This is a genomic window from Halomonas sp. M4R1S46 (assembly GCF_025725685.1).
Taxonomy (GTDB): domain Bacteria; phylum Pseudomonadota; class Gammaproteobacteria; order Pseudomonadales; family Halomonadaceae; genus Halomonas.
Window position 1 is genome coordinate 3,325,360 of the sequence record NZ_CP107008.1, and the last position, 21,634, is coordinate 3,346,993.

General features: G+C 67.1%; 20 protein-coding genes. 7 read left to right on the forward strand and 13 right to left on the reverse strand.

Features of this window, described 5'->3' with window-relative positions; translation table 11 throughout:
* Window positions 1-181: 181 nt before the first annotated feature.
* The 9 genes from OCT48_RS15425 to OCT48_RS15465 form a co-directional block, all read right to left on the reverse strand.
* A complete protein-coding gene (locus OCT48_RS15425; protein ID WP_263590015.1) occupies window positions 182-1,069 on the reverse strand; it encodes a 2-hydroxy-3-oxopropionate reductase in 888 nt (295 codons plus the stop codon).
* A gap of 234 nt (window positions 1,070-1,303) precedes the next feature.
* Entirely contained in the window at window positions 1,304-2,083 is a 780-nt protein-coding gene (hyi, locus tag OCT48_RS15430) for a hydroxypyruvate isomerase (protein ID WP_263590016.1), read from the reverse strand.
* A 91-nt stretch (window positions 2,084-2,174) separates the two neighbouring features.
* Entirely contained in the window at window positions 2,175-3,950 is a 1,776-nt protein-coding gene (gene gcl, locus OCT48_RS15435; protein ID WP_263590017.1) for a glyoxylate carboligase, read from the reverse strand.
* Between the two features lie 250 nt (window positions 3,951-4,200).
* Window positions 4,201-4,965 (reverse strand): 2-keto-4-pentenoate hydratase, encoded by a 765-nt coding sequence (locus OCT48_RS15440; RefSeq protein ID WP_263590018.1) that lies wholly within the window; start codon window positions 4,963-4,965, stop codon window positions 4,201-4,203.
* A 2-nt stretch (window positions 4,966-4,967) separates the two neighbouring features.
* Window positions 4,968-6,398: a dihydropyrimidinase gene (hydA, locus tag OCT48_RS15445; protein ID WP_263590019.1), complete on the reverse strand. Its 1,431-nt coding sequence runs from the start codon at window positions 6,396-6,398 to the stop codon at window positions 4,968-4,970.
* 66 nt (window positions 6,399-6,464) lie between these two features.
* Complete coding sequence (locus tag OCT48_RS15450; RefSeq protein WP_263590020.1) at window positions 6,465-7,766, reverse strand: TRAP transporter large permease; 1,302 nt, start codon at window positions 7,764-7,766, stop codon at window positions 6,465-6,467.
* Window positions 7,763-8,389 carry a TRAP transporter small permease subunit gene (locus OCT48_RS15455; protein WP_263590021.1) on the reverse strand — a complete coding sequence of 209 codons (627 nt, stop codon included), beginning with the start codon at window positions 8,387-8,389 and terminating at the stop codon, window positions 7,763-7,765. Before OCT48_RS15455 ends, OCT48_RS15450 begins: the two co-directional genes overlap by 4 nt.
* Before the next feature lie 52 nt (window positions 8,390-8,441).
* Window positions 8,442-9,464 (reverse strand): TRAP transporter substrate-binding protein, encoded by a 1,023-nt coding sequence (locus OCT48_RS15460; RefSeq protein ID WP_263590022.1) that lies wholly within the window; start codon window positions 9,462-9,464, stop codon window positions 8,442-8,444.
* 112 nt (window positions 9,465-9,576) lie between these two features.
* Entirely contained in the window at window positions 9,577-10,344 is a 768-nt protein-coding gene (locus OCT48_RS15465; protein WP_263590023.1) for an aspartate/glutamate racemase family protein, read from the reverse strand.
* 146 nt (window positions 10,345-10,490) lie between these two features.
* Between OCT48_RS15465 and OCT48_RS15470 the strand changes: the two genes are divergently transcribed.
* The 6 genes from OCT48_RS15470 (at window position 10,491) to OCT48_RS15495 (ending at window position 16,193) form a co-directional block, all read left to right on the forward strand.
* A complete protein-coding gene (locus OCT48_RS15470) occupies window positions 10,491-11,189 on the forward strand; it encodes a GntR family transcriptional regulator (RefSeq protein WP_263590024.1) in 699 nt (232 codons plus the stop codon).
* Between the two features lie 182 nt (window positions 11,190-11,371).
* A complete protein-coding gene (locus tag OCT48_RS15475) occupies window positions 11,372-12,370 on the forward strand; it encodes a TRAP transporter substrate-binding protein (protein WP_263590025.1) in 999 nt (332 codons plus the stop codon).
* Window positions 12,367-12,924, forward strand: coding sequence for a TRAP transporter small permease (locus tag OCT48_RS15480; RefSeq protein WP_263590026.1), 558 nt, complete (start codon window positions 12,367-12,369; stop codon window positions 12,922-12,924). Before OCT48_RS15475 ends, OCT48_RS15480 begins: the two co-directional genes overlap by 4 nt.
* Window positions 12,921-14,201 (forward strand): TRAP transporter large permease, encoded by a 1,281-nt coding sequence (locus tag OCT48_RS15485; RefSeq protein ID WP_263590027.1) that lies wholly within the window; start codon window positions 12,921-12,923, stop codon window positions 14,199-14,201. The genes OCT48_RS15480 and OCT48_RS15485 overlap by 4 nt, the downstream gene beginning before the upstream one ends.
* A gap of 110 nt (window positions 14,202-14,311) precedes the next feature.
* Window positions 14,312-15,076, forward strand: a complete 765-nt coding sequence (locus tag OCT48_RS15490) for an aspartate/glutamate racemase family protein (RefSeq protein WP_263590028.1) — start codon at window positions 14,312-14,314, stop codon at window positions 15,074-15,076.
* 421 nt (window positions 15,077-15,497) lie between these two features.
* Complete coding sequence (locus tag OCT48_RS15495) at window positions 15,498-16,193, forward strand: GntR family transcriptional regulator (RefSeq protein WP_263590029.1); 696 nt, start codon at window positions 15,498-15,500, stop codon at window positions 16,191-16,193.
* A 248-nt stretch (window positions 16,194-16,441) separates the two neighbouring features.
* Here the strand turns inward: OCT48_RS15495 and OCT48_RS15500 are convergent, their stop codons facing one another.
* Window positions 16,442-17,278, reverse strand: coding sequence for a bifunctional allantoicase/(S)-ureidoglycine aminohydrolase (locus OCT48_RS15500; RefSeq protein WP_263590030.1), 837 nt, complete (start codon window positions 17,276-17,278; stop codon window positions 16,442-16,444).
* Complete coding sequence (locus OCT48_RS15505) at window positions 17,275-17,808, reverse strand: ureidoglycolate lyase (protein ID WP_263590031.1); 534 nt, start codon at window positions 17,806-17,808, stop codon at window positions 17,275-17,277. The genes OCT48_RS15500 and OCT48_RS15505 overlap by 4 nt, the downstream gene beginning before the upstream one ends.
* A gap of 432 nt (window positions 17,809-18,240) precedes the next feature.
* Here OCT48_RS15505 and OCT48_RS15510 point away from each other — a divergent pair, with 432 nt between their 5' ends.
* A complete protein-coding gene (locus tag OCT48_RS15510) occupies window positions 18,241-19,689 on the forward strand; it encodes a YfcC family protein (protein ID WP_263590032.1) in 1,449 nt (482 codons plus the stop codon).
* Between the two features lie 122 nt (window positions 19,690-19,811).
* Here the strand turns inward: OCT48_RS15510 and puuE are convergent, their stop codons facing one another.
* A complete protein-coding gene (gene puuE / locus OCT48_RS15515) occupies window positions 19,812-20,750 on the reverse strand; it encodes an allantoinase PuuE (RefSeq protein WP_263590033.1) in 939 nt (312 codons plus the stop codon).
* 97 nt (window positions 20,751-20,847) lie between these two features.
* Complete coding sequence (locus tag OCT48_RS15520) at window positions 20,848-21,522, reverse strand: aspartate/glutamate racemase family protein (protein WP_263590034.1); 675 nt, start codon at window positions 21,520-21,522, stop codon at window positions 20,848-20,850.
* Between the last annotated feature and the right edge of the window lie 112 nt (window positions 21,523-21,634).

A 21,634-nucleotide genomic window follows, 5' to 3' on the forward strand; every position in this document is an offset into this window, starting at 1 on the left:
CGGGGGTCTCCTTCGAAAAAGGGCCCGATGACGAGCCAGGGAGCTACAGGGGAAGACTCGACACCGGGCAAGGGGCCGTCAAGCGACGACCCAGGCAGGCGACGACCCGACGCCTGCCATCAGGGAGCAGTCACCTCCCCTGTCCTCCGCCGGCCATCCGTGATGGCCGGCGGCAACGGACTCAGCGGTTGCCGATCTCGTGGTCGGCGAGCTGCTCCAGGGCGCGGGCGATGCCGGAGTGATCCCAGTCACCACCGCCGTGGGCGACGCAGGCCTGGAACAGCTGCTGGGCATTGGCGGTGCCGGGCAGCGCGAGGTTGAGGCTACGCGCGCCCTCCAATGCCAGGTTGAGGTCCTTCTGGTGCAGGCGAATCTTGAAGCCCGGATCGAAGGTGCGGTTGATCATGCGCTCGCCGTGCACGTCGAGGATCTTCGACTGGGCCAGGCCACCGAGCAGGGACTCGCGGACCTTGGCCACGTCGGCGCCGGCCTTGGAGGCGAACAGCAGGCCCTCGGAGACGGCCTCGATGGTCAGCGCGACGACGATCTGGTTGGCCACCTTGCAGGTCTGGCCGGCACCCTGGTCGCCGATGTGGGTAATGGTCTTGCCCATGATCTCGAGCAGCGGCTTGGCACGATCGAAGCCTTCCGGGGTGGCGCCGACCATGATGGTCAGGGCGGCATTGATGGCACCGCCCTCGCCGCCGGAGACCGGGGCGTCGACGTACTCGCCACCGGCGTCCTGGATGCGCTTGGCGAACTCCTGGGTCGCCAGCGGGGCGATGGAGCTCATGTCGATCACCAGGGTCCCGGGCTTGAGCCCCTCGATGACGCCGCCCTCGCCGAACAGCACCTCCTCGACGTCCGGGGTGTCCGGGACGATGGTGATGATCACCTCGGAGGCCTCGGCGACGGCCTTGGGATTGTCGAGCTCCTGCATGCCCTTGGAGGCCAGGGTCTCGTCCAGGGTGCCGCGCTTGACGGTGGTCAGCTCGTGGCCGGCGTCCAGCAGGTGGCCCGCCATGGGACGGCCCATGATGCCCAGTCCGATAAAACCGATCTTGCTCATGATGATTCTCCTGTCACGTTACTTGCTGACGTTGGGTCGTGATCGTCGTGCGGAAAACGTCGCTCAGGGCTCCAAGGGATGAGCGCCGGGGGCAAGACGAAGCGAGGGTCCTACGCCATGGATGGCGTCGGTAGCGCCCAGGGAGGGGTTCACAGCGCCCTCGCGGCGTCTTGACGCCGGAAAAGCTCATCCCGACCAGGGGCCTGCCCCGGTGCCCCATTCTATCTTCAATGTTCAGCCACGCACGGCATCCAGCCAGCCCAGCCCTTCCTTGGTCCCCGCCCGGGGCTTGTACTCGCAGCCGATCCAGCCGTCGTAACCCAGGCGATCGAGATGGGCGAACAGGAAGGGATAGTTGATCTCGCCGGTGCCCGGCTCGTGGCGCCCCGGATTGTCGGCCAGCTGGACGTGGGCGATGCGATCGATGTGCTTCTCGATGGTCGGCGCCAGATCCCCTTCCATGATCTGCATATGATAGATGTCGTACTGCAGCTTCAGGTTGCCGCTGCCCACCTCGTCGAAGATCGCCAGCGCCTGCTCGGTGCGGTTGAGGAAGAAGCCCGGGATGTCGCGGGTGTTGATCGGCTCGGCGATCAGCAGGATGCCGGCGGCCTCGAGCTTCTCGGCGGCGAAGCGCAGGTTCCCGACCAGGGTCTGGCGAGCCTGGTCGTCGCTCACGCCGGAGGGCTTGATGCCGGCCAGGCAGTTGACCTGGGTGTTGCCCAGGACCCCGGCGTACTCGATGGCGCGGTCGACCCCGGCGCGGAACTCCTCGACGCGATCCGGGTGGCAGGCGATGCCGCGCTCGCCGGCACCCCAGTCGCCGGCCGGCAGGTTGAACAGCACCTGGGTCAGGCCGTTGTCGTCGAGGCGCTGCTTGATCTCGGCTGCCTCGAAATCGTACGGGAAGAGGTACTCCACGCCCTTGAAGCCGGCCTCGGCGGCGGCCTGGAAGCGGTCGAGGAAGTCGACCTCGGTGAACAGCATGCTGAGATTGGCGGCAAACTTGGCCATGTGAATCTCCCTGTGTCTTCTCGTGTGTGTCAGCGTACCTCTCGGGCCGCCCGGCCGCCGGTCCCCACCGGCGGTCGGGCGGTCGCCGTCCTCAGCGCAGGGCGGCGATGGAGGTCGGGGCGTCGGTGACGTTCTCGGCCAGCGCCTCGAACTCGTTGACGCCGCCCAGGTCGGTGCCCATGGAGATGTTGGTCACCCGCTCGAGGATGACCTCGACCACCACCGGCACGCGGTGCTGCTTCATCAGCACGCGGGCCTGTTCGAAGGCCGGGGCGATCTGGTCGGGCTCGGTGACGCGGATCGCCTTGCAGCCCAGCCCTTCGACCACGGAGACGTGATCCACGCCGTAGCCGTTGATCTCCGGGCAGTTGATGTTCTCGAACGACAGTTGCACCTGGTAGTCCATGTCGAAGCCGCGCTGGGCCTGGCGGATCAGCCCCAGGTAGGAGTTGTTCACCAGCACGTGGATGTAGGGCAGGTTGAACTGCGCGCCCACGGCCAGCTCCTCGACCATGAACTGGAAATCATAGTCGCCGGACAGGGCGACGATCTCGGCGTCCGGGTCGGCGCGACGCACGCCCAGCGCGGCCGGGATGGTCCAGCCCAGCGGGCCCGCCTGGCCGCAGTTGATCCAGTGGCGCGGCTTGTAGACGTGCAGGAACTGGGCGCCGGCGATCTGCGACAGGCCGATGGTGCTGATGTAGCGGGTGTTCTTGCCGAACGCCTTGTTCATCTCCTCGTACACGCGCTGCGGCTTGACCGGCACGTTGTCGAAGTGGGTCTTGCGCAGCAGGGTGCGCTTGCGTTCCTGGCATTCCTCGGCCCAGGCGCTGCGGTCCTTGAGCTTGCCCTCGGCCTGCCACTCCTTGGCCACCTCGATGAACAGCTCGAGCGCCGCCTTGGCGTCGGAGACGATGCCGTAGTCCGGACCGAAGATGCGCCCGATCTGGGTCGGCTCGATGTCCACGTGGACGAACGTGCGGCCTGCGGTGTAGGTGTCCAGCGTCCCGGTATGACGGTTGGCCCAGCGGTTGCCGATCCCCATCACGAAGTCGGACTCCAGCAGGGTGGCGTTGCCGTAGCGATGCGAGGTCTGCAGGCCGACCATGCCCGCCATCAGACGGTGGTCGTCGGGGATGGTGCCCCAGCCCATCAGGGTCGGGATGACCGGCACGCCGGTCAGCTCGGCGAACTCGGTGAGCAGGTCGCTGGCGTCGGCGTTGATGATGCCGCCCCCGGCCACCAGCAGCGGCTTGTCGGCCTCGTTGAGCATGCCCAGCGCCTTCTCGATCTGGGCTCGGCTGGCGGCCGGCTTGTAGGCCGGCAGCGGCTCGTAGGTGTCCGGATCGAACTCGATCTCGGTCATCTGCACGTCGATGGGCAGGTCGAGCAGCACCGGCCCCGGGCGCGAGCTGCGCATGATCTGGAAGGCCTGCTGGAAGGCGCGCGGCACCTGGGCCGGCTCCAGCACGGTGATGGCCCACTTGGTGACCGGCCCGGCGATGGCCTTGATGTCCACCGCCTGGAAGTCCTCCTTGTGCAGCTTGTTGGCCGGCGCCTGGCCGGTGATGCACAGGATCGGGATGGAATCGGCGGAGGCCGAGTACAGCCCGGTGATCATGTCGGTGCCGGCCGGGCCGGAGGTGCCGATGCACACCCCGATGTTGCCCGGCTGGGTGCGGGTGTAGCCCTCGGCCATGTGCGAGGCGCCCTCGACGTGGCGCGCCAGCACGTGATCCACGCCGCCGACCTTGCGCATGGCGGCGTAGAAGGGGTTGATGGCGGCACCGGGCAGCCCGAAGGCGACGTCGATGCCCTCCTTGCGCAGCACGTGAACGGCGGCTTCCGCAGCGGTCATGCGAGCCATGGCGATTCCTCCAGTGGTGGCTTTTATTCTTTGGAAAATATTTCTGTATACAGAGACTAGACCCGCCCCGGGAATGCCGTCAAGATTTTTTGGAAAACATTTCCAACCGATAGCATGCAAAAAAATACCCAAGCCATAACAGTGGCTTGGGTAAATGGAAAAATTTATCATGAATTCAATCATCAAGGGCCGATGCAATCCCCCGAATGGGGTAGGCGGCGGCCCAGGCATGAAACGAGCGCATGCAAGCTCAGGGGGCGAGGTGCAGGACCGCCTCGCCGATGCCTGCAAAGACCAGCCGGGCCTGCTGCCCGGCGAGCATCTCCACCACCCCGTCGAAGGTGCCGGTGGTGATCACCTCTCCCGCGGCGAAGCCCTCCCCGTCCCGGGCGATGCGGGCGTTGACCATCTCCACCAGCAGCGCGGCCGGGTCGCCGCCGGGATGACCGCCCCGCCCGGCCAGGGCCACCTGGCCGTCGAGGGTCAGCCGGTATTCGGCATCGACCAGCCGATCCAGCGACCCGGGCGCGACGCCGCTGCCCAGTACGAAACCGCCGTGGCTGAGGCCATCGGCCAGCTGCCACAGCGGGGGCACCTCGGGCCAGTCGGCAAAGCGGCTGTCGACCACCTCGATGGCGGCATGCAGACCGCTGACCCGCGGGGCGATCTCGGCCCGGGTGTAGGGCGCCTCGCGGGCCGGGATCGCCGCACCCAGCACCACGGCGAGCTCCGGTTCGAGGAACACCACCTGATGGTCCCGGCGGCGGCAGACGCCGGGCGAGGCCTGGTTGTGCTCGGCAAACAGCCGCGAGTAGCGCGGCGCCTCGCCGGGCACGATGCCACCGAGCTTCCAGCCGGCGGGAGTGCCAAGCGTCATGGACACCCGTTCCTGGATGGCATAGGCATCGGCCTCCTCGGCCAGTGGAATATCAAGGGGGACCGGAATCGGTCGACCCTGGCGGTGCGCCTGGATCAGGCGCTCGGCACCGGCGGCGATGATCGCGTCTCGTGTCATGCTCAGAACCCCTTGGCCGCGCCCCGCGGCCGGGCCGGCCGGGGCTTGTCGCACTTCAGGAACTGGCCATATCCCGGCTCGGCGCTGGGCCGGCCGTCCCTGGAGACCACCCGGCCCCGACACAGGGTCAGCACCGGCTTGCCGGTGAGCTCGAGCCCCTCGTAGGGGGTGTAGTCCACGGCATGGTGTAGCTCGGCGTTGCGCACCGTGGTGCGGGTGGCGGGATCCCACAGGGTGAGGTCGGCGTCGCTGCCGATGGCGATGGTGCCCTTGCGCGGATAGAGGCCGTAGATCTTGGCCGGTTGGGTGGCGGTCAGCGACACGAAGCGGGTGGCGTCGATGCGCTCCTTGATCACCCCCTCGGAGAACAGGATCGGCAGGCGCGTCTCCAGCCCCGGGATGCCGTTGGGGATGTGCGCGAAGCTCGCCGATTCGCCATGCAGCTTCTTGCCCTGGGGATCCTCGTAGCGGAAGGGCGCATGATCCGAGGAGAACACCTGGAAGACGCCGTTCTCCAGGGCCTCCCAGACCGCCTCCTGGGCGGCGGGGTCTCGCGGCGGCGGGCTGCACACGCACTTGGCGCCCTCGAAGCCCTCCCGGTCCAGGTCAGAGGCGGTCAGCATCAGGTACTGGGGGCAGGTCTCGCCGTAGACCCGCAGGCCGCGGCCCTGAGCCCAGCGGATCTGCTCGATGGCCTCGGGGCCCGAGACGTGCACGATCAACAGCGGCACGTCGACCAGCTCGGCCAGCGAGATGGCCCGATGGGTGGCCTCGCGCTCGGCGATCGTCGAGTGGGCCACCCCGTGGTAGTAGGGCGCGGTCCTGCCCTGCTCCTCGAGCAGCTCGGTGAGGTAGGCGATGCAGTCGGCGTTCTCGGCGTGCACCATGACCATGCCGCCCTCGCGGCGGGCCATGGCCAGCACCTCCAGCACCTCGCGATCATTGAGCTTGAGGTCGTCGTAGGTCAGGTAGATCTTGAAGGAGCTGTAGCCCTCCTCGATCAGCGCCGGCAGCTCCTCCTTGAGCACCGTCTCGGTGGGATCGGTGACGATCATGTGGAAGGCATAGTCGACGAAGGCCTTGCCCTCGCTGCGCCGGTGGTAGTCCTCCACCGCGGCGCGCAGGCCCTGGCCCTTCTGCTGGGCGGCGAAGGGAATCACCGTGGTGGTGCCGCCGCAGGCCGCCGAGCGGGTGCCGCTCTCGAAGTCGTCGGCCATCACCGCGCCGTCGCCGAGCGGCTGGTCCAGGTGGCAGTGGGCATCGACGCCGCCGGGCATCACCCACAGGCCCTGGGCGTCGATGACCTCCTCGGCCTCGCCCAGGTCCTGGCCCAGGGCGACGATGCGCCCGTCCTTGAGGCCGATATCGGCGGTGTAACGGTCGATGGCGGTGATGATCAGGCCGTTGGTGATCAGGGTATCGAAGCGTGACATGTCGTGTGCCTCGTCGGGAGTGTCAGGGGAGTTGGAAAGGAGTTCTAAACGGGCGTCAGGCATGGCCTAGCCCATGGCGTTGGGGAGCCACAGCACCAGCCCGGGCCAGATCGTGATGAGCAGCACGAAGAGCAGCATGATGGCGAGGAACGGCAGGCTGCCGAGCATGACATCGCCGATGGAGCCGCGGCCGCGTACGCCCTGGACCACGTAGAGGTTCATGCCGATGGGCGGGGTGATCAGCGAGATCTCCATCATGACCACCAGGAAGATGCCGAACCACACCGGGTCGAAGCCGAACTGCACCACCATCGGCACCACGATGGGCACGGTGGCGATCATCATCGACAGGGTCTCGAGGAAGCAGCCCAGCACCAGGTAGAAGATCACCAGGGCCAGGATCAGGCCCAGCGGCGACAGTCCCAGGTCGGCGACCCACTGGGTCAGGGTGTGGGGAATGCCGAGGATGCCCACGATGTAGTTGAGGAAGAAGGCCGCCACGATGATCAGCATGATCATCGCCGTGGTACGGGCCATCGACAGGAAGCACTCGTGGAGCATGGACAGGGTGAGCTTGCGATTCATCGCGGCCAGCACCAGGGCCGCGACCACCCCCAGGGCGGCGGCCTCGGTGGGCGTCGCCCAGCCGCTGTAGATGCTGCCGATGACGATGGCGAAGACGAAGGCCGGCGGCAGCAGGTCCACCAGCGATGCCAGTCGCTCGCGCAGCGAGGCCCGCGGCTCGGCCTCGCCGGCCACGCCCGGGCGCAGCAGGCTGAAGGCCATGATCGCCAGCATGAAGGCCCCGGCCAGGGCCAAGCCCGGGAGGATCCCGGCGATGAACAGCTTGCCGATGGAGGTGTTGGTGATGGCCCCGTAGATGATCATGTTGATGCTGGGGGGGATCAGGATGCCCAGCGTCGCCCCGGCGGCCAGGGTGCCCAGCGCCAGGCGCTCGCTGTAGCCGCGCTCGGCGAAGGCCGGCAGTGCCACGGTGCCGATGGTCGCGGCGGTGGCCACCGAGGAGCCGGACATGGCGGCGAACACCGAGGAGGCGCCGATGTTGGTGTGCAGCAGTCCGCCGGGCATGCGATTCAGCCACACCGACAGGGCGCTGTACATCCGCTCGGTGATGCCACTGCGCAGCAGCAGTTCCCCCAGCAGGATGAACAGCGGGATGGCGGTGAGGATGAAGTCGTTGAGGGTACCCCAGAGGGCATCGCCGAAGGAGAACAGCAGCGGCGTGCCCAGGTACATCAGGGTGCCCAGGGCGGCCACCGAGAAGATGGCCACCGCCACGTGGATGCCGGCCGCCATCATGCCCAGCATGATGACAAAGCCGACCAGGACCTCGATTGCGGTGATCATGACGGATTCCCCTGCGGCGTGGTGGTCATGTCCTCGGCCTGATCCTGCCGAGCGTAGTCATGCCGGGCCTCGTCCAGCTCGTCCCGGGCGCTGCGCGGGCCGTAATCCCGGTTGAGCGCACGGAAACGACCGGTGACCAGCTGTCCCGTGGCATGCAGGGCAAGCAGGCTGGTCAACACGGCGAAGACCCCCAGCCCCAGGACCCACAGGCTCTGCGGGATCCACAGCGGGGTCTGCAGCGGGGTGCTGGCGAGGCTGCCGAACTCCAGTGTCTCGTGCAGCGTCTCGACGGCCCGCCACAGCATGAACAGCGAGAAGCCGGCCAGCAGCAGCATGGCCGCAGCGTTGAGGGGGGCCTGGACGGGGCCAGGCAGGCGTGACATCAGCACATCGACCCGGGTGTGGGCGCGATGCAGCAGGGCGTAGGCGAAGCTGAACGAGACACCGATCGCCAGCACGTAGCCACCGATCTCGTCGACGCCCTGCAGGGAGAAGTTGAAGAGCTTGCGGGCGATCACCTCGAAGGTGATCAGCAGCGACAGGCCCAGCGCACCGTAGCCGGCGGCGACGGCGGCGCCGTGGGCCAGTCGGCGGGCGAGCCAGTAGGGACTCCGGGATACCATCGGGCACCTCCACGGGCGCCCCGGCCGCGGCCGGGGCGCGGGTTGACGACGCTTACTGGATGGTCAGGCCGGCGGCCTCGCCGACGGTGGCGTTCCAGTCCTCGACACAGGCGTCATACTGCCGGCTGCAGGTCTCGGCCCACACCGGCAGCACCGCCTCGCTGGTGATCGTCTCGACCAGTTGACGGGAGTCCGGGTCGATCTCCACCAGGTCCATGTCGTAGGCCTCGTGGCCGGAGCAGCTGTCCTGGCCGGTGTTGCAGGCGATGGCGTCGTCGTTGACGTCGTAGGCCAGCTCCCACATCTGGTCCTCCAGGCGGGCGAAGGCCTCGGTCAGTGCCTGTTGCTGGGCCTCGCTGAAGCTGTTCCAGGTATCGAGGTTCATGAAGTGCCCCTGCACCGAGTAGGCCAGCGGCAGCGGCACGAAGGTGTCGGTGACCTCGGGCCACTTGCCGTTGTTGCCGGCGGAAGGCGCCGTCACGCCGCAGTCGGCCACGCCGCGCTGCAGGGCCAGGTAGACCTCGCTGAACTGCAGGGTCACCGGGGTCGCCCCGAGCCCTTCCACCAGGCGCGACATGGAGGGCGTGAAGACGCGCACCTTCTTGCCCTCCAGGTCCGCGACGTCGTCGATGTCGCCGTTGCAGAACATCATCTGCGGCCCGAAGGGCCAGAGCGTCATCAGCTTGGCGTTGAAGCGTTCCTGCAGACGCGCATCGAACGTCTCACGCACGGCGTCGACCGCCTCGCGCTGCGCATCGAGACCGGAGGCCACGCCCGCCAGGTCGATACCCTCGAAGAAGGGCTCGTCTCGCGAGGCCATGCCGATCTGCACCGACATCACGTCGAAGGCGCCGGAGCGGATCAGCCGCAGGGCGTCGGCCGCCTCGACGCCGATGGCGTCCATGGGGTTGTAGACGACCGCCAGGTCGTCGCGGGCGTCGAGCTCGCTGAAGAAGGGCCGCTCGACCTCTTCCACGTGAAGCTTGTTGCCGGAGAAGTTGCCGACCGTACGCAGCATGGTCTCGGCCTGGGCCAGCCCGCCGAGCAGCATGCCGGCGGCAAGCGTTCCGCCCATTGCGATTGCCTTGGGAGTCATGGTTGGCATCGGGTCACCTCTTGATTGGGATTGTTGGTGGTGGTCTTGCCGTTGCGTCTTGCCTGTCTAAGAGCCTTTATCAAAATCGCATCTACGAGATACGCGTTAGCTCCTCCCGGGCCTGCGCCGACAGGCGCGGGTCCTGGAACAGTTGCCCCCAGCCCGCGATCCGGGCGGGATCGACGCCGGCCAGGGCCAGCGTCTTCCACACCGTGACGCTGACCGAGTCGTAGATGGGGATACCGAGTTCCTGCTCCAGCTCGGGGACGATGCCCGCGCCGCGCAGGTTGGTGCACAGGATGGTGATGGCCTGGGGCCTGGCCTTTGCCACCTCGCGCACCATCCGCGCCAGGGTGGCCTCGTCGTATTCGGAGAAGGAGAAGTTGCCGCGATCGTTCAGGTGGCGCTCGGCGACCACCTCGATGCCCGCCCTTGCATAGTTGGCGACGATCGCCGCCTGGATGTCGTCGAGGTAGGGCGTCACCAGTCCCAGCCGGGTCACCCCGCTGCGTTCGAGCACCTCGTTGAGCGCCAGTACGCTGGTGGTGGCCGGCACCCCGGTGGTCTCGGTGATGGCGGCGCACAGCTTGCGATCGGTCTCGAAGCCCAGCCAGCTGGCCGAGGTGCCGTTCCAGGCGATGACGTCCATACGCGCGTCGTTGAGCCGCCGGGCGGCCTCCAGCAGCGGGGCGGGATCGAACTGCGCGAGCGCCGCTTCGCTCAACGAGATCTCCCTGACTGTGAAGCGCTGGAAGTGGGCGGTCACCTCGGGCATCAGCTCGTGCAGCAGGGCCGCGGTAAGGGGCTCCAACACGGTATTGGAGGACGGCGTCAGCATGCCGATGAGGGTTCGGTTCATGGGCGAAATCCTTGTTTTTATCGTATTCTGCATTTTGAATTCAAAATACACGAACCCAAGCGTTGCACAAGTCCGAGATTTTGCAAGTACACTTTTCATCCCACGGCCCGCTCCCCACCTCGGCCGCGACACCCGCAGGAGATTCCATGGACGACACCACCGACCTCGCCACCCGCCAGGACACCCCGCCGCAGCCGCGACTACGGCGCCTGTCGCTCTACGAGGTGGTCGCCGAGCGCCTGCGCGAGATGGTGCTGGAGGGCGAGCTGCCGCCGGGTAGCCGAATCTCGGAGAAACGGCTCTGCGAGACCTTCGAGGTCTCCCGCACGCCGCTGCGCGAGGCGCTCAAGGTGCTGGCCAACGAAGGGCTCGTCGAACTGCTGCCCAACCGCGGCGCCAAGGTGACCGAGGTGGAGCCCGGGGAAGTCGCCGACCTGTTCGAGGTCATGGTGGAACTGGAGGGGCTGTCCGGACGGCTGCTGGCCAGCCGCGCCGGCGAGGCCGAGGTCGCGGAGATCCGCGAGCTGCACCAGAGGATGATGTCCCACTACCGCCGCCAGGAGCGGCCGGAGTACTTCGCGCTCAACCAGCAGCTGCACCGGCGACTGACCGAGATCGCCGGCAACGCCGTGCTGCTCGAGCTGGAGACATCGCTGACGGTGAAGGTCACCCGGGCCCGCTATGCGGCGAACCTCCAGCTGGGACGCTGGGAGGAGTCGGCCCGGGAGCACGGCGAGATACTGGCCGCCCTGGAGGCTCGCGACGGCGAGGCCCTGTCATGCGCCATGCGCAAGCACATGCGCCGGACCGGCGATGCGGTGATCCAGGGGCTGGGCGGCGGCTGAGGGCGTGGTTCGGCACAACGAGACGGACAATGCCGATAAATACAAAGATTCAACACCTTGATTTTTATGTATTAATAAAAAAATAGTATTCTGTATTTTGTATTTATCCATATCCTGACCTATGGTTTTCCTTGACCGCGCCCCAGGCGCATCCACCGCCACCCACCGCGAAGGAAAACCACATGACAACAACAACGCGCATCACCCGGATCTCCACCAGCCTGCTGCTCGCCCTCGGTCTCGGCTCGCCGCTGATGGCCAGCGCCGACACCCTGCGCTTCGGCGGCAACTTCACCGATGACCACTCCAGCAGCCGCGCCATGGAGATCTTCCAGGAGAAACTGGCCGAGCGCACCGACGGCGAGCTGACCGCCCAGCTGTTCCCCAACATGCAGCTCGGTGGCGCCGGCGAGAACGTCGACCAGGTCGCCTCCGGCGCCATCATGGGCACCTGGATCGGGGTCTCCTATCTGTCGCGCACGGTACCGGAGCTCGAGGCCCTGAGCCTGCCCTTCGCCTTCGACAATCGCGAGGACGCCTTCGCGCTGATCGACGGCGAGATCGGCGAGCTGCTCGACGAGAAGCTCGCCGAGGCCGGCTTCACCGCCCTGGGCTACATGGAGCTGGGCTTCCGCCACGTCACCAACGACGTGCGCCCCCTCGAGTCGTTGGAAGACTTCCAGGACCTCAAGATCCGCCTGCAACCCAACCAGACCCACCTGGATACCTTCCGCGCCATCGGCGCCAACCCGGTCTCCATGGACATCAACGAGGTCTACGGGGCCCTGCAGCAGGGCGTGCTGGACGGCCAGGAGAACCCCTACAGCATCATCAGCACCAAGCGGCTCGACGAGGTCCAGCAGCACCTCTCCGACACCGGGCACTTCTACGACTACATCGTGGTGGCCGCCAACCGCGACAAGTTCGAGTCGCTGAGCGAGCAAGAGCGGCAGGCCGTGCAGGCCGCCATGGACGAGGCCGTGGCCTGGCAGCGTCAGACCGCCGCCGAGGAGGACGAGGCCGCCCGCGAGACGCTGATCGAGCGGGGCATGGAGTTCACCCCGATCAGCGACGAGACCCGCAGCGCCCTGCGTGAGGCCAGCCAGGGCGTGGTCGATGACCTGCGCGACAAGATCGGCGCGGACATCGTCGACCGGGTGCTCGAGGAGCTCGCGTCATGACACCCGTCTGGCACCGGCTGGAGGCGTATGCCTCCAGCCCCTTCAAGCGCCATTTCCTGCATGGCCTGGCGTTGCTCGATCGCACCTCCTACTTCGCCATCCTGGTGGCCATGGCGGTGATGACCGTGTTGGTCTCGGCCCAGGTGTTCGCCCGCTACGTGCTCGGCACCTCCATCGACTCCGCCGACGAGCTGTCGCGCCTGTTCTTCGTGTGGGCGATCTTCCTGGCCATCCCCCATGGCATCAAGGTGGGCATCCATGTGGGCATCGACGCCCTGGTCGGCCTGCTGCCCAAGGCCCTCCAGGACCGGCTGGCGCAGCTGATGGCGCTGATTGCCGCCGTGTTCATGGCGGCGCTGTTCTGGATCAGCCTCGGCGCCGTGGCCGACAAGTGGCAGGAGCTGATGCCGACCCTGCCGATCACCGCCGCCGTCTTCTACATCGCCGTGCTGATCTGTGCCGGCCACGGTTGCCTGCATCTGATCGCCCAGGCCTGTCGGCTGGAACCGCTGCCCAGCGCGCCCCCCGGCCGTCAAGGAGGGAACGACTCATGACCCCGGCCATCATCTTCACCTTCCTGGGCTTCGCCCTGCTGCGCATGCCGCTGGCCTTCGCCCTGGGCCTGGCCTCGCTGGTCGGCCTCTACATCGGCGGCATGGACTTCGCCGTGCTGCCCCAGCGCATGATGCACTCGGTCAACAGCTTCCCGCTGATGGCCATCCCGCTGTTCATGCTGGCCGGCGAGCTGATGGTCGCCGCCGGCATCCTGCAGCGCCTGGTGGACTTCGCCAACTCGCTGATCGGCCGCGTCCATGGCGGCCTGGCCCACGTCGCCATCGTCGCCGGCATGGTGCTGGCCGCGGTCAGCGGCGCCGCCGTGGCCAGCGCCAGCGCCCTGGGCAGCTCGCTGGTGCCCTCCATGCGCCAGCAGTACGACACCGGCTACAGCAGCGCCGTGGTCGCCTCGGCCGCCAACCTGGGCGCCATCATCCCGCCCAGCAACGCCATGATCGTCTACGCCCTGATGGCCGGTTCCTCGGTCTCGGTGGGCGGGCTCTTCATGGCCGGCGTGGTGCCCGGCGTCATCCTGGCGGTGGGCTTCATGGGCCTGGCCAGCTTCATCGCCATGCGCCGGGGCTATCCGCTGGCCGGCGGCGAGATCGGGCTCAAGCACGTCCTGGTCCAGACCTGGCGCGCCCTGCCGATCCTGCTGATGCCCATCGTGGTGGTCGGCGGCATCGTCGCCGGCGCCTTCACCCCCACCGAGGGGGCCGCCATCGCCGTGGTCTACGCCCTGCTGATCGGCTTCTTCGTGACCCGCCAGCTGCGCCTGTCGGACCTGCCCAAGGCGATGTTCAACGCGGCGGTGACCGCCGCCATGGTCGGTGCCCTGATCGCCTTCGCCTCGACCATGACCTTCGCCTTCACCATCGACCTGATTCCGATGCAGCTCACCAGCTGGATCCAGGGCGTCACCTCCGATCCGCTGATGTTCCTGCTGCTGGTCATGGCCCTGCTGATCGGAGTGGGCATGTTCATCGAGTCCAACGCCGCCTACATCATGCTGGTGCCGCTGCTGGCGCCCATCGCCCTGGCCTACGGCATCGATCCGCTGCTGTTCGGCTTCCTGTTCGTGATGAACCTGGTGGTGGGCATGATGACGCCGCCGGTGGGCGTACTGCTGTTCGTGATGTGCGGCATCTCCAACCTCAGCCTCAACGAGCTGATGAAGAGCGCCTGGCCGTTCATCGCCTTCCAGTACGTGGTGCTGATCGCCTGCATCGCCTTCCCCGGCATCGTCACCTGGCTGCCCCGCGCCCTGGGCTACTGACCACCCCGAGAAACGAAATAACGACGACGCGCGTCCTCGCCCCAAGGGGCGGGGCCGGGCCCCTGCGCCCGGAACACCGACGCCAACCAGGAACGACAAGAGAACACGCCATGAAACTTCTGGTCATCAACCCCAACATCTCCACGGACGTGACCCGCCTGATCGAGGCCGAGGCACGGCGCAGCACCCGGCCCGGCACCGAGCTGACCATGGCCACCGCGCCGTTCGGCGTGGCCTACATCGAGACCCGGGCCGAGGCCCAGATCGGCGGCTATGCCGCCATGCAGGTCGCCGCCGAGGCGCATGCAGAGCACGACGCGGTGGTGGTCGCCGCCTTCGGCGACCCCGGCCTCACCGCGCTGCGCGAGATCCTGCCCATCCCGGTGGTGGGCATGACCGAGGCCGCCCTGGTCAGCGCCTGCCAGCAGGGCAGCCGCTTCTCGGTGATCGCCATCTCCCAGCGCATCCAGGCCTGGTACCGGGAGACCATCGCCGCCCACGGCTTCGCCGACCGCCTGGCCAGCATCCGCGCGCTGGACGAGCCGCTGGCCCATATCGGCCGCGTCCAGGAGGACCAGGGCGAGCGCCTGGTGGCACTGGCCGAGCGCGCCGTGGCCGACGACGGCGCCGACGTGCTGATCCTGGCCGGCGCGCCCCTGGCCGGCCTGGCCCGGAGCGTGTCCGAACGCCTCCCGGTGCCGGCATTGGACGGGGTGACCTGCGCCCTCCACCAGGCCCAGGCCATGGTCGACCTGGCCCCCGCCGCGCCCAGCGGCGGCAGCTTCGCCGCGCCTCCCACCAAGGACTGCCGCGGCCTGACCGAGGCCCTGTCGCGCCTGGTCGGCCGCCAGCCACTCGCCACGCAGGGCGCCTGATAACCCGGGCCGCCGCTTTTTCGCCCCGCCACAGAGGAGACGCTCCCGCGGCACCCGCAAGTGCCCCGTAAAGCACCTATTCGCATAGCTGATGAGATGAGCGCCGGGGACACGGCGGAGCGAGGGTCTTTTGACCAGGGGCGAGGCGGAAAGAGTGGAACATCCGGTGGATGTTCTTCCCGCCGAGCGTCTACAGCGCCCTCGCGATGGTCCGGCACTCCGGGGCTTGGCGCCGGAAAAGCCCATCGCTTCCGTCGGGCCATGAAAGGGGTTCCTGGAACCACTGGACGATCCCCAGAGCTGACCAAACCGGCCGCCGCGGCCTACCCGGCGGCCTTTCCGCCCCACAGCGGTGCACCGTATACTGAAAGCATATCGGGCCCGAGGGGATTCCATCCGTCGACCCAAGGAGACCATGCCCATGACCACGGACACCGAGGCGCCCGTCGCCGACGATACCGCCAACCGGCGACGCATCCAGACCACCTCGCTCGCCCAGGAGGCCTATCACATCCTGCAGCGAATGATCGTGCACGGCGAGCTGGCACCGGGTGAGCGGATCGTCGAGCCGGCGCTGTGCGAGCAGCTGGGTATCTCGCGGACCCCGCTGCGCGAGGCCCTGCGCATGCTGGCCAGCGAGGGACTGATCGCGACCCGCCGCAACCGCAACGCCGTGGTCACCCGCATCGATCCCCGGGAGCTCGAGCACCTGTTCGAGGTGGAAGCCGGCATCGAGAGCCTGGCCGTGGGCCTGGCTGCCGAGCGCATGACCAACACCGAACTCAAGCAGCTCGAGGCCCTCCAGGAGCGTCTCGAGAAGCTCCACGAGAAGGGCGACCGGGACGCCTACTTCGAACTCAACCAGCGCATCCACGCCCAGCTGGTGGCGGGCGCCAAGAACCCGGTCCTCGAGGAGACCCATCGCCGCCTGCTCGGCCGCCTGGAGCGGGCCCGATACCTGGCGCTGGACCGCATCGGCCGCTGGCAGGAATCCACCGACGAGCACCGCGCCATCCTCGAGGCGCTCAAGGCCCGGGACGGCGAACGCGCCCGGCGCCTGCTGGCCGACCACGTCCAGCACACCGGCGAATCCATCACCGATATCAATCGCGGCTGACATCGAGCTCTCTAAGAGTCCATTTCTAGACGCTCGACGAGATGAGCGCCGGGGACAAACCGAAGCGAGGGTCTTTTGACCAGGGATGGCAAAAGTAGCGCCCATGGAGGGGTTTACAGCGCCCTCGCGAAGGCTTGTCGCCGGGAAAGCTCATCGATTGCCGATGTGTGAGATGCCCTTCTTTTCCGAACACGACGACACCCGCCGAAGGGCGGGTGTCGTCGTTTCCATTGCCGTGCGCAGGCCGATCAGCGGCGCTTGCTGTAAGGCAGCGCCATGTGCCGGTTGACGTCCTTGTAGAGCAGGTAACGGAAGGGGCCCGGCCCGCCTGCATAGCAGGCCTGCGGGCAGAAGGCGCGCAGCCACATGTAGTCGCCGGCCTCGACCTCGACCCACTGCTGGTTGAGGTGGTAGACCGCCTTGCCCTCGAGCACGTAGAGGCCGTGCTCCATGACGTGGGTCTCGTCGAAGGGGATCACGCCGCCGGGCTGGAAGGTGACGATGGTCACGTGCATGTCGTGACGCAGGTCCTCCTGGTCGACGAAGCGGGTGGTGGCCCACACCTCGTTGCAGTCCGGCATCACCGTCGGCGCGATGTCGTTCTCGTTGACCACGAAGGCCTCGGGCACCTCGATGCCGTCGACGTATTCGTAGGCCTTGCGGATCCAGTGGAAACGCACCGGGGCGTCGGATTCGTTGCGCAGCTGCCAGTCGCTGCTCGGCGGGATGAAGGCGTAGCCGCCGGGCTCCATACGATGCTTCTCGCCGGCCAGGGTCAGCACCATCTCGCCCTCCACCACGAACAGCACGCCCTCGGCGCCCGGGTCGGTCTCGGGCCGCTCGCTGCCGCCGCCGGGAGAGACCTCCATGATGTACTGGGAGAAGGTCTCGGCGAAGCCGGACAGCGGACGCGACAGCACCCACAGGCGCGTGTTCTCCCAGTGAGGCAGCTTGCTGGTGACGATGTCACGATAGACGCCCTTGGGAATGACCGCGAAGGCCTCGGTGAACATGGCACGGTCGGTGGTCATCACCTTCTGGCCGGGGTGGCCGCCCTGGGGGGCATAGTACTGACGCTGACTCATGGGGTTTCCTCTTGTTCGCGGGTAGACGCGACGGCCTCGCCTTCCGGCAGGGTCACGCGGATGTCGATGGGGTACTCGTCGCAGTTGTTGCCCTCGCCGCCACGATCCACCACCAGGAACTCGCCCTCGCGCCCCAGCACCGACTGGATGGCGTGCCAGGTACCGGCCCGGTAGTTGACCCCCTGGCGGCCGTCGGTGACGAAGGCACGTACCTCGCTGGGGTCGATGGCATCGCCAGGGGGCGCCACCACCACCAGGAAGCGCTCCTCGTGCATCGGCACGAAGGCCTGGCTGCCCTGCGGATGGCGTTCCAGGAACGACAGCTCGAGCGGCACCTCGACCGGCTGGCTGACGAAGATGCTGATCAGCGCCCGGGCCTGGTCACCCAGGATCTCCACCCTGGCCAGGTCGTGGTAGCGCCGGGTGCGGCCGGCATTGATGTGGAAGTAGTCGGACGCACGGGTGTCGATCACGTCGCCGAAGGGCGCGAAGGCCTCAGGCGTCAGGGGACGGGCCTCGAGTTCCAGCATACAACCTCCTCTCTGTGAGATGACCACCCCTCCCGGGCATGGCAGACGATCTGGACGGACTGCCAATGGCGACGGGGGCCGAGCTCGAGGCGGGACCTCTCCAGAAACGGCCATTGACCTTCGGGTCAGCCCGTACGACCATCTTAGCCGCCGAAACATAAATTTCAACATCGACAGATTGATGAAAAAATAATTGTGGAAATTCCTTCCACATTGAGCTTCAATCCGGCAATGACCCGACAGCCGAGGAGGAGGACGCACGACAGAGCACGCGACCCACAGTGTCGGTCGCGACTAATCAAGTGACCACTTCATTCGTGAGGACCGGCACCCCCCTCAGCGACCGGTACCCACGCGATGCCCCGAGCCCATCCGCCCGGCAAGGGCGATGATGCGGCTCCCCCGAGATTCAACAACAACCCGAGGTCCCGCATGTCTCAACAACCTCAAGCCTGTGCAGCCGAAGTCGCCGACAACAAGCCCAAGAAAGCGCTTCGGATACCCCATATCTATGTGATCCTGTTCGTCTTCATCGCCCTGGCCTCGATCGCCACCTACTTCGTGCCGGCCGGCGTGTACGAGCGCATCCCCGGTCCCAATGGGCGTATCACCATCGACGCCGCCTCCTTCCAGTTCGTCGAGTCGACACCGGTCGGCCTGGTCGACTTCATGCTGGCGATTCCCAACGGCCTGATGAGCGCCGGCCAGGTGGTGTTCTTCACCTTCATGATCGGCGGCATGTTCATGGTGCTGCACCGCACCGGCATCATCGAGATCGGCGTCGACAAGTTGAGCCGCAAGTTCGCCAACCAGAGCCTGCTGCTGATCCCCGTGCTGATGACCGTGTTCGCCGTCATCGCCACGATCATCGGCACCCAGGAACTGGCCCTGGTCTATGTGCCGGTCATCCTGCCGCTGATGATCGCGCTGCGCTTCGACTCGGTGACCGCCGCCGCCGTGGCGCTGTGCGCCACCACCGCGGGCTTCACCACCGGCATCCTCAACCCCATCAACACGGGGCTCGGCCAGCAGCTGTCCAACCTGCCGCTGTACTCCGGCTTCGGTCTGCGCGCCCTGGCCTTCGCCGCCGTGCTGGGCGCCGGCATCTTCTTCGTCATGCGCTATGCACGCAGGGTACGCCGCAACCCCGAACTCAGCCTGATGGCCGATGACGCCACCGAGGCCGAGAAGCGCATCCACTTCCAGCATGCCACCGACGAGGGGGCCCTGGTCGCCAACACCCGTCAGAAATGGGCGGCCCTGGCCACCTTCGGCTTCCTCGGCCTGCTGGTCTACGGGGTGCTGGCGCAGGGCTGGTTCATGATGGAGATGGCCGGCCTGTTCATCGTCATGGGCATCGTCGTCGGCCTGATCGCCGGCCTGTCCACCGAGGATATCTGCGAAGGCTTCAACAAGGGCTTCCGCGACGTGCTGGTGGGGGCCATGATCGCCGGCATCGCGCGTGGCGTCGCCGTGGTACTCGAGGATGGCCAGATCATGGACACCCTGGTCTACGGCCTGGGCAACCTGGTCGGTGAGCTGCCCACCCTGCTGTCGGCCATCGGCATGTATTTCGCCCAGCTCGGTTTCAACTTCGTGGTGCCGTCCGGCAGCGGTCAAGCCCTGGTCACCATGCCGATCATGAGCCCGCTGGCCGACCTGATCGGCGTGACCCGCCAGACCGCGGTGCTGGCCTATCAGCTCGGCGACGGCATCGGCAACATCCTCTACCCGACCTCCGGCTACTTCATGGCCACGCTGGCCATCGCCGGGGTGCCCTGGCAGAAGTGGGTCAAGTTCTTCTTCCCGCTGTTCTGCACCTGGGTGCTGATTTCCCTGAGCTTCCTGATGTTCGCCCAGGCCACCCAGTGGGTCGGCTGAGCCTCCCCGCCACCGGCTGACAGCCCCCACCAGGCGCCGTGCCCGATGCCCGACTCCCGCTCGGGAACCGGGCACGGCGCCTGTCGTTGTGCGAGCCACCAGGACTGCCATCCGGGCTCGCCTCAGCCCCGGGGAGCCGGGTGGTGCTCGGCCCAGTGACGGGCGATGTCCACCCGCCGCGTGACCCAGACGCGATCGTGGGCCTCGATATGGTCGAGGAAGCGCTGCAGCGCGCGGAAGCGCCCGGGGCGCCCGAGCAACCGGCAGTGCATGCCCACCGAGAGCATCTTCGGCGTGTCCTCGCCTTCCGCGTAGAGGACATCGAAGGCATCGCGCAGGTAGGTGAAGAAGTGATCCGCGGTGTTGAAGCCCTGGGGCGCGGCGAAGCGCATGTCATTGGTATCCAGGGTGTAGGGCACCACCAGGTGCGACCGTGTCTGGCCCTGGCTGTCCACCTCGCGGGTCCAGAACGGCAGGTCGTCACCGTAATAGTCGCTGTCGTAGAGGAAGCTGCCCTCGTCGAGCACCAGGCGACGGGTATTGGGGCTGTCACGACCCGTATACCAGCCCAGCGGCTTCTCGCCATAGAGCGACTCGAAGATCTCGATGGCCCGCTGCATGTGCTCGCGCTCGATGTGCTCGGGCACCTGCTGGTAGTGGATCCAGCGATAGCCGTGGCAGGCGATCTCGTGACCCAGCTCCTTGAAGGCCTGGGCGACCTCGGGGTTACGCTCCAGGGCCATGGCCACGCCGAACACGGTCAGCGGCAGGCCACGACGCTCGAACTCGCGCAGGATCCGCCACACCCCCGCCCGGGAGCCATACTCGTAGATGGACTCCATGCTCAGGTGGCGATCGGGATAGGCCTCGGCACCGATGATCTCGGACAGGAACTGCTCGGAACCACTGTCGCCATGGAGCACGCAGTTCTCGCCGCCCTCCTCGTAATTGAGCACGAACTGGACGGCGATCCTCGCCTTGCCGGGCCAGTTGGCCTGGGGGGGAGTGGCCCCGTAGCCGATCAGGTCGCGGGGATAATCGCGTCGTGTCGTCGAAGTCATGGCAGGCTTCCTTCTTGTTCTCTATCGCCCGGCGACACGTCAACGTCAGCTTGGACGACATTCAGTGTATACAAAGTAAGAATAGGGTGTACCCACTCTACTTGCAAGTGGCTTGAGCCCTGGTCAGGTACATCAGCGCCAGGCTCTGGGCCAGGGCGGCATCCAGGGAGTCGACGAGCCGTACCTCGGACGGCACTTCCAGCTCATCCGTCAGCCCGGCGAAGGCGGCACCGCCGACGATGATCGCGTCCGGGGCGAGCCGGGCCTGCTGATCCGCCACCGCCGCCTGAACCCGCGCCCGTGCCTGGCCACGCTGCTCGGGCAGGGCCAGGTCGTCGATCACCACGGGAGTGATGCCCAGACAGTGGCGGGTCGCGCCCAGCTGATGCAGGGCATCCTCGATCATGCGCGGCCAGCGCATCCCCGGCGTGATGATCGAGAAACGCGCCCCCAGCTGCATCGCCGACAACACCGAGGCCTCGAGCATGCCGGTGACCGGTACCGGACTGACCTCGCGGACCGCCGCCAGCCCCGGCTCGCCGAAGCAGGCCAGCAGCACGGCGTCGTGATCCGCCGCGGATCGCCCCTCGAGGCTCGCCACCAGGCCGGCCCCGGCCAGGGCGCAGTCCCGTCGCGAGGCGATATAGGGTACGCCCTGCCCCACCGTCTCGGCGCGGATCGCGACCGCACTCCCGAGAAAGGCCCTGGCCCGGGAGGCCATGGCGTCGGTCATGGCGGTGTTGGTATTGCCGTTGAGCATCAGCAGGCGCATCTCGTGTCCTCCGGCCGGGAAGGGGGCCTGCTCCACAGACTCCATTTTTGTATACAAAAAATCAACCCTCATGGCCAGTGATCGGTACCGCCGCCAATCCGGTTCCCGCCGA

Coding starts and splice junctions, on each gene's coding strand:
- OCT48_RS15425 (WP_263590015.1), bottom strand. CDS start 1,069: ATGAGCAAGATCGGTTTTATCGGACTGGGCATCATGGGCCGTCCCATG.
- hyi (WP_263590016.1), bottom strand. CDS start 2,083: ATGGCCAAGTTTGCCGCCAATCTCAGCATGCTGTTCACCGAGGTCGAC.
- gcl (WP_263590017.1), bottom strand. CDS start 3,950: ATGGCTCGCATGACCGCTGCGGAAGCCGCCGTTCACGTGCTGCGCAAG.
- OCT48_RS15440 (WP_263590018.1), bottom strand. CDS start 4,965: ATGACACGAGACGCGATCATCGCCGCCGGTGCCGAGCGCCTGATCCAG.
- hydA (WP_263590019.1), bottom strand. CDS start 6,398: ATGTCACGCTTCGATACCCTGATCACCAACGGCCTGATCATCACCGCC.
- OCT48_RS15450 (WP_263590020.1), bottom strand. CDS start 7,766: ATGATCACCGCAATCGAGGTCCTGGTCGGCTTTGTCATCATGCTGGGC.
- OCT48_RS15455 (WP_263590021.1), bottom strand. CDS start 8,389: ATGGTATCCCGGAGTCCCTACTGGCTCGCCCGCCGACTGGCCCACGGC.
- OCT48_RS15460 (WP_263590022.1), bottom strand. CDS start 9,464: ATGGGCGGAACGCTTGCCGCCGGCATGCTGCTCGGCGGGCTGGCCCAG.
- OCT48_RS15465 (WP_263590023.1), bottom strand. CDS start 10,344: ATGAACCGAACCCTCATCGGCATGCTGACGCCGTCCTCCAATACCGTG.
- OCT48_RS15470 (WP_263590024.1), top strand. CDS start 10,491: ATGGACGACACCACCGACCTCGCCACCCGCCAGGACACCCCGCCGCAG.
- OCT48_RS15475 (WP_263590025.1), top strand. CDS start 11,372: ATGACAACAACAACGCGCATCACCCGGATCTCCACCAGCCTGCTGCTC.
- OCT48_RS15480 (WP_263590026.1), top strand. CDS start 12,367: ATGACACCCGTCTGGCACCGGCTGGAGGCGTATGCCTCCAGCCCCTTC.
- OCT48_RS15485 (WP_263590027.1), top strand. CDS start 12,921: ATGACCCCGGCCATCATCTTCACCTTCCTGGGCTTCGCCCTGCTGCGC.
- OCT48_RS15490 (WP_263590028.1), top strand. CDS start 14,312: ATGAAACTTCTGGTCATCAACCCCAACATCTCCACGGACGTGACCCGC.
- OCT48_RS15495 (WP_263590029.1), top strand. CDS start 15,498: ATGACCACGGACACCGAGGCGCCCGTCGCCGACGATACCGCCAACCGG.
- OCT48_RS15500 (WP_263590030.1), bottom strand. CDS start 17,278: ATGAGTCAGCGTCAGTACTATGCCCCCCAGGGCGGCCACCCCGGCCAG.
- OCT48_RS15505 (WP_263590031.1), bottom strand. CDS start 17,808: ATGCTGGAACTCGAGGCCCGTCCCCTGACGCCTGAGGCCTTCGCGCCC.
- OCT48_RS15510 (WP_263590032.1), top strand. CDS start 18,241: ATGTCTCAACAACCTCAAGCCTGTGCAGCCGAAGTCGCCGACAACAAG.
- puuE (WP_263590033.1), bottom strand. CDS start 20,750: ATGACTTCGACGACACGACGCGATTATCCCCGCGACCTGATCGGCTAC.
- OCT48_RS15520 (WP_263590034.1), bottom strand. CDS start 21,522: ATGCGCCTGCTGATGCTCAACGGCAATACCAACACCGCCATGACCGAC.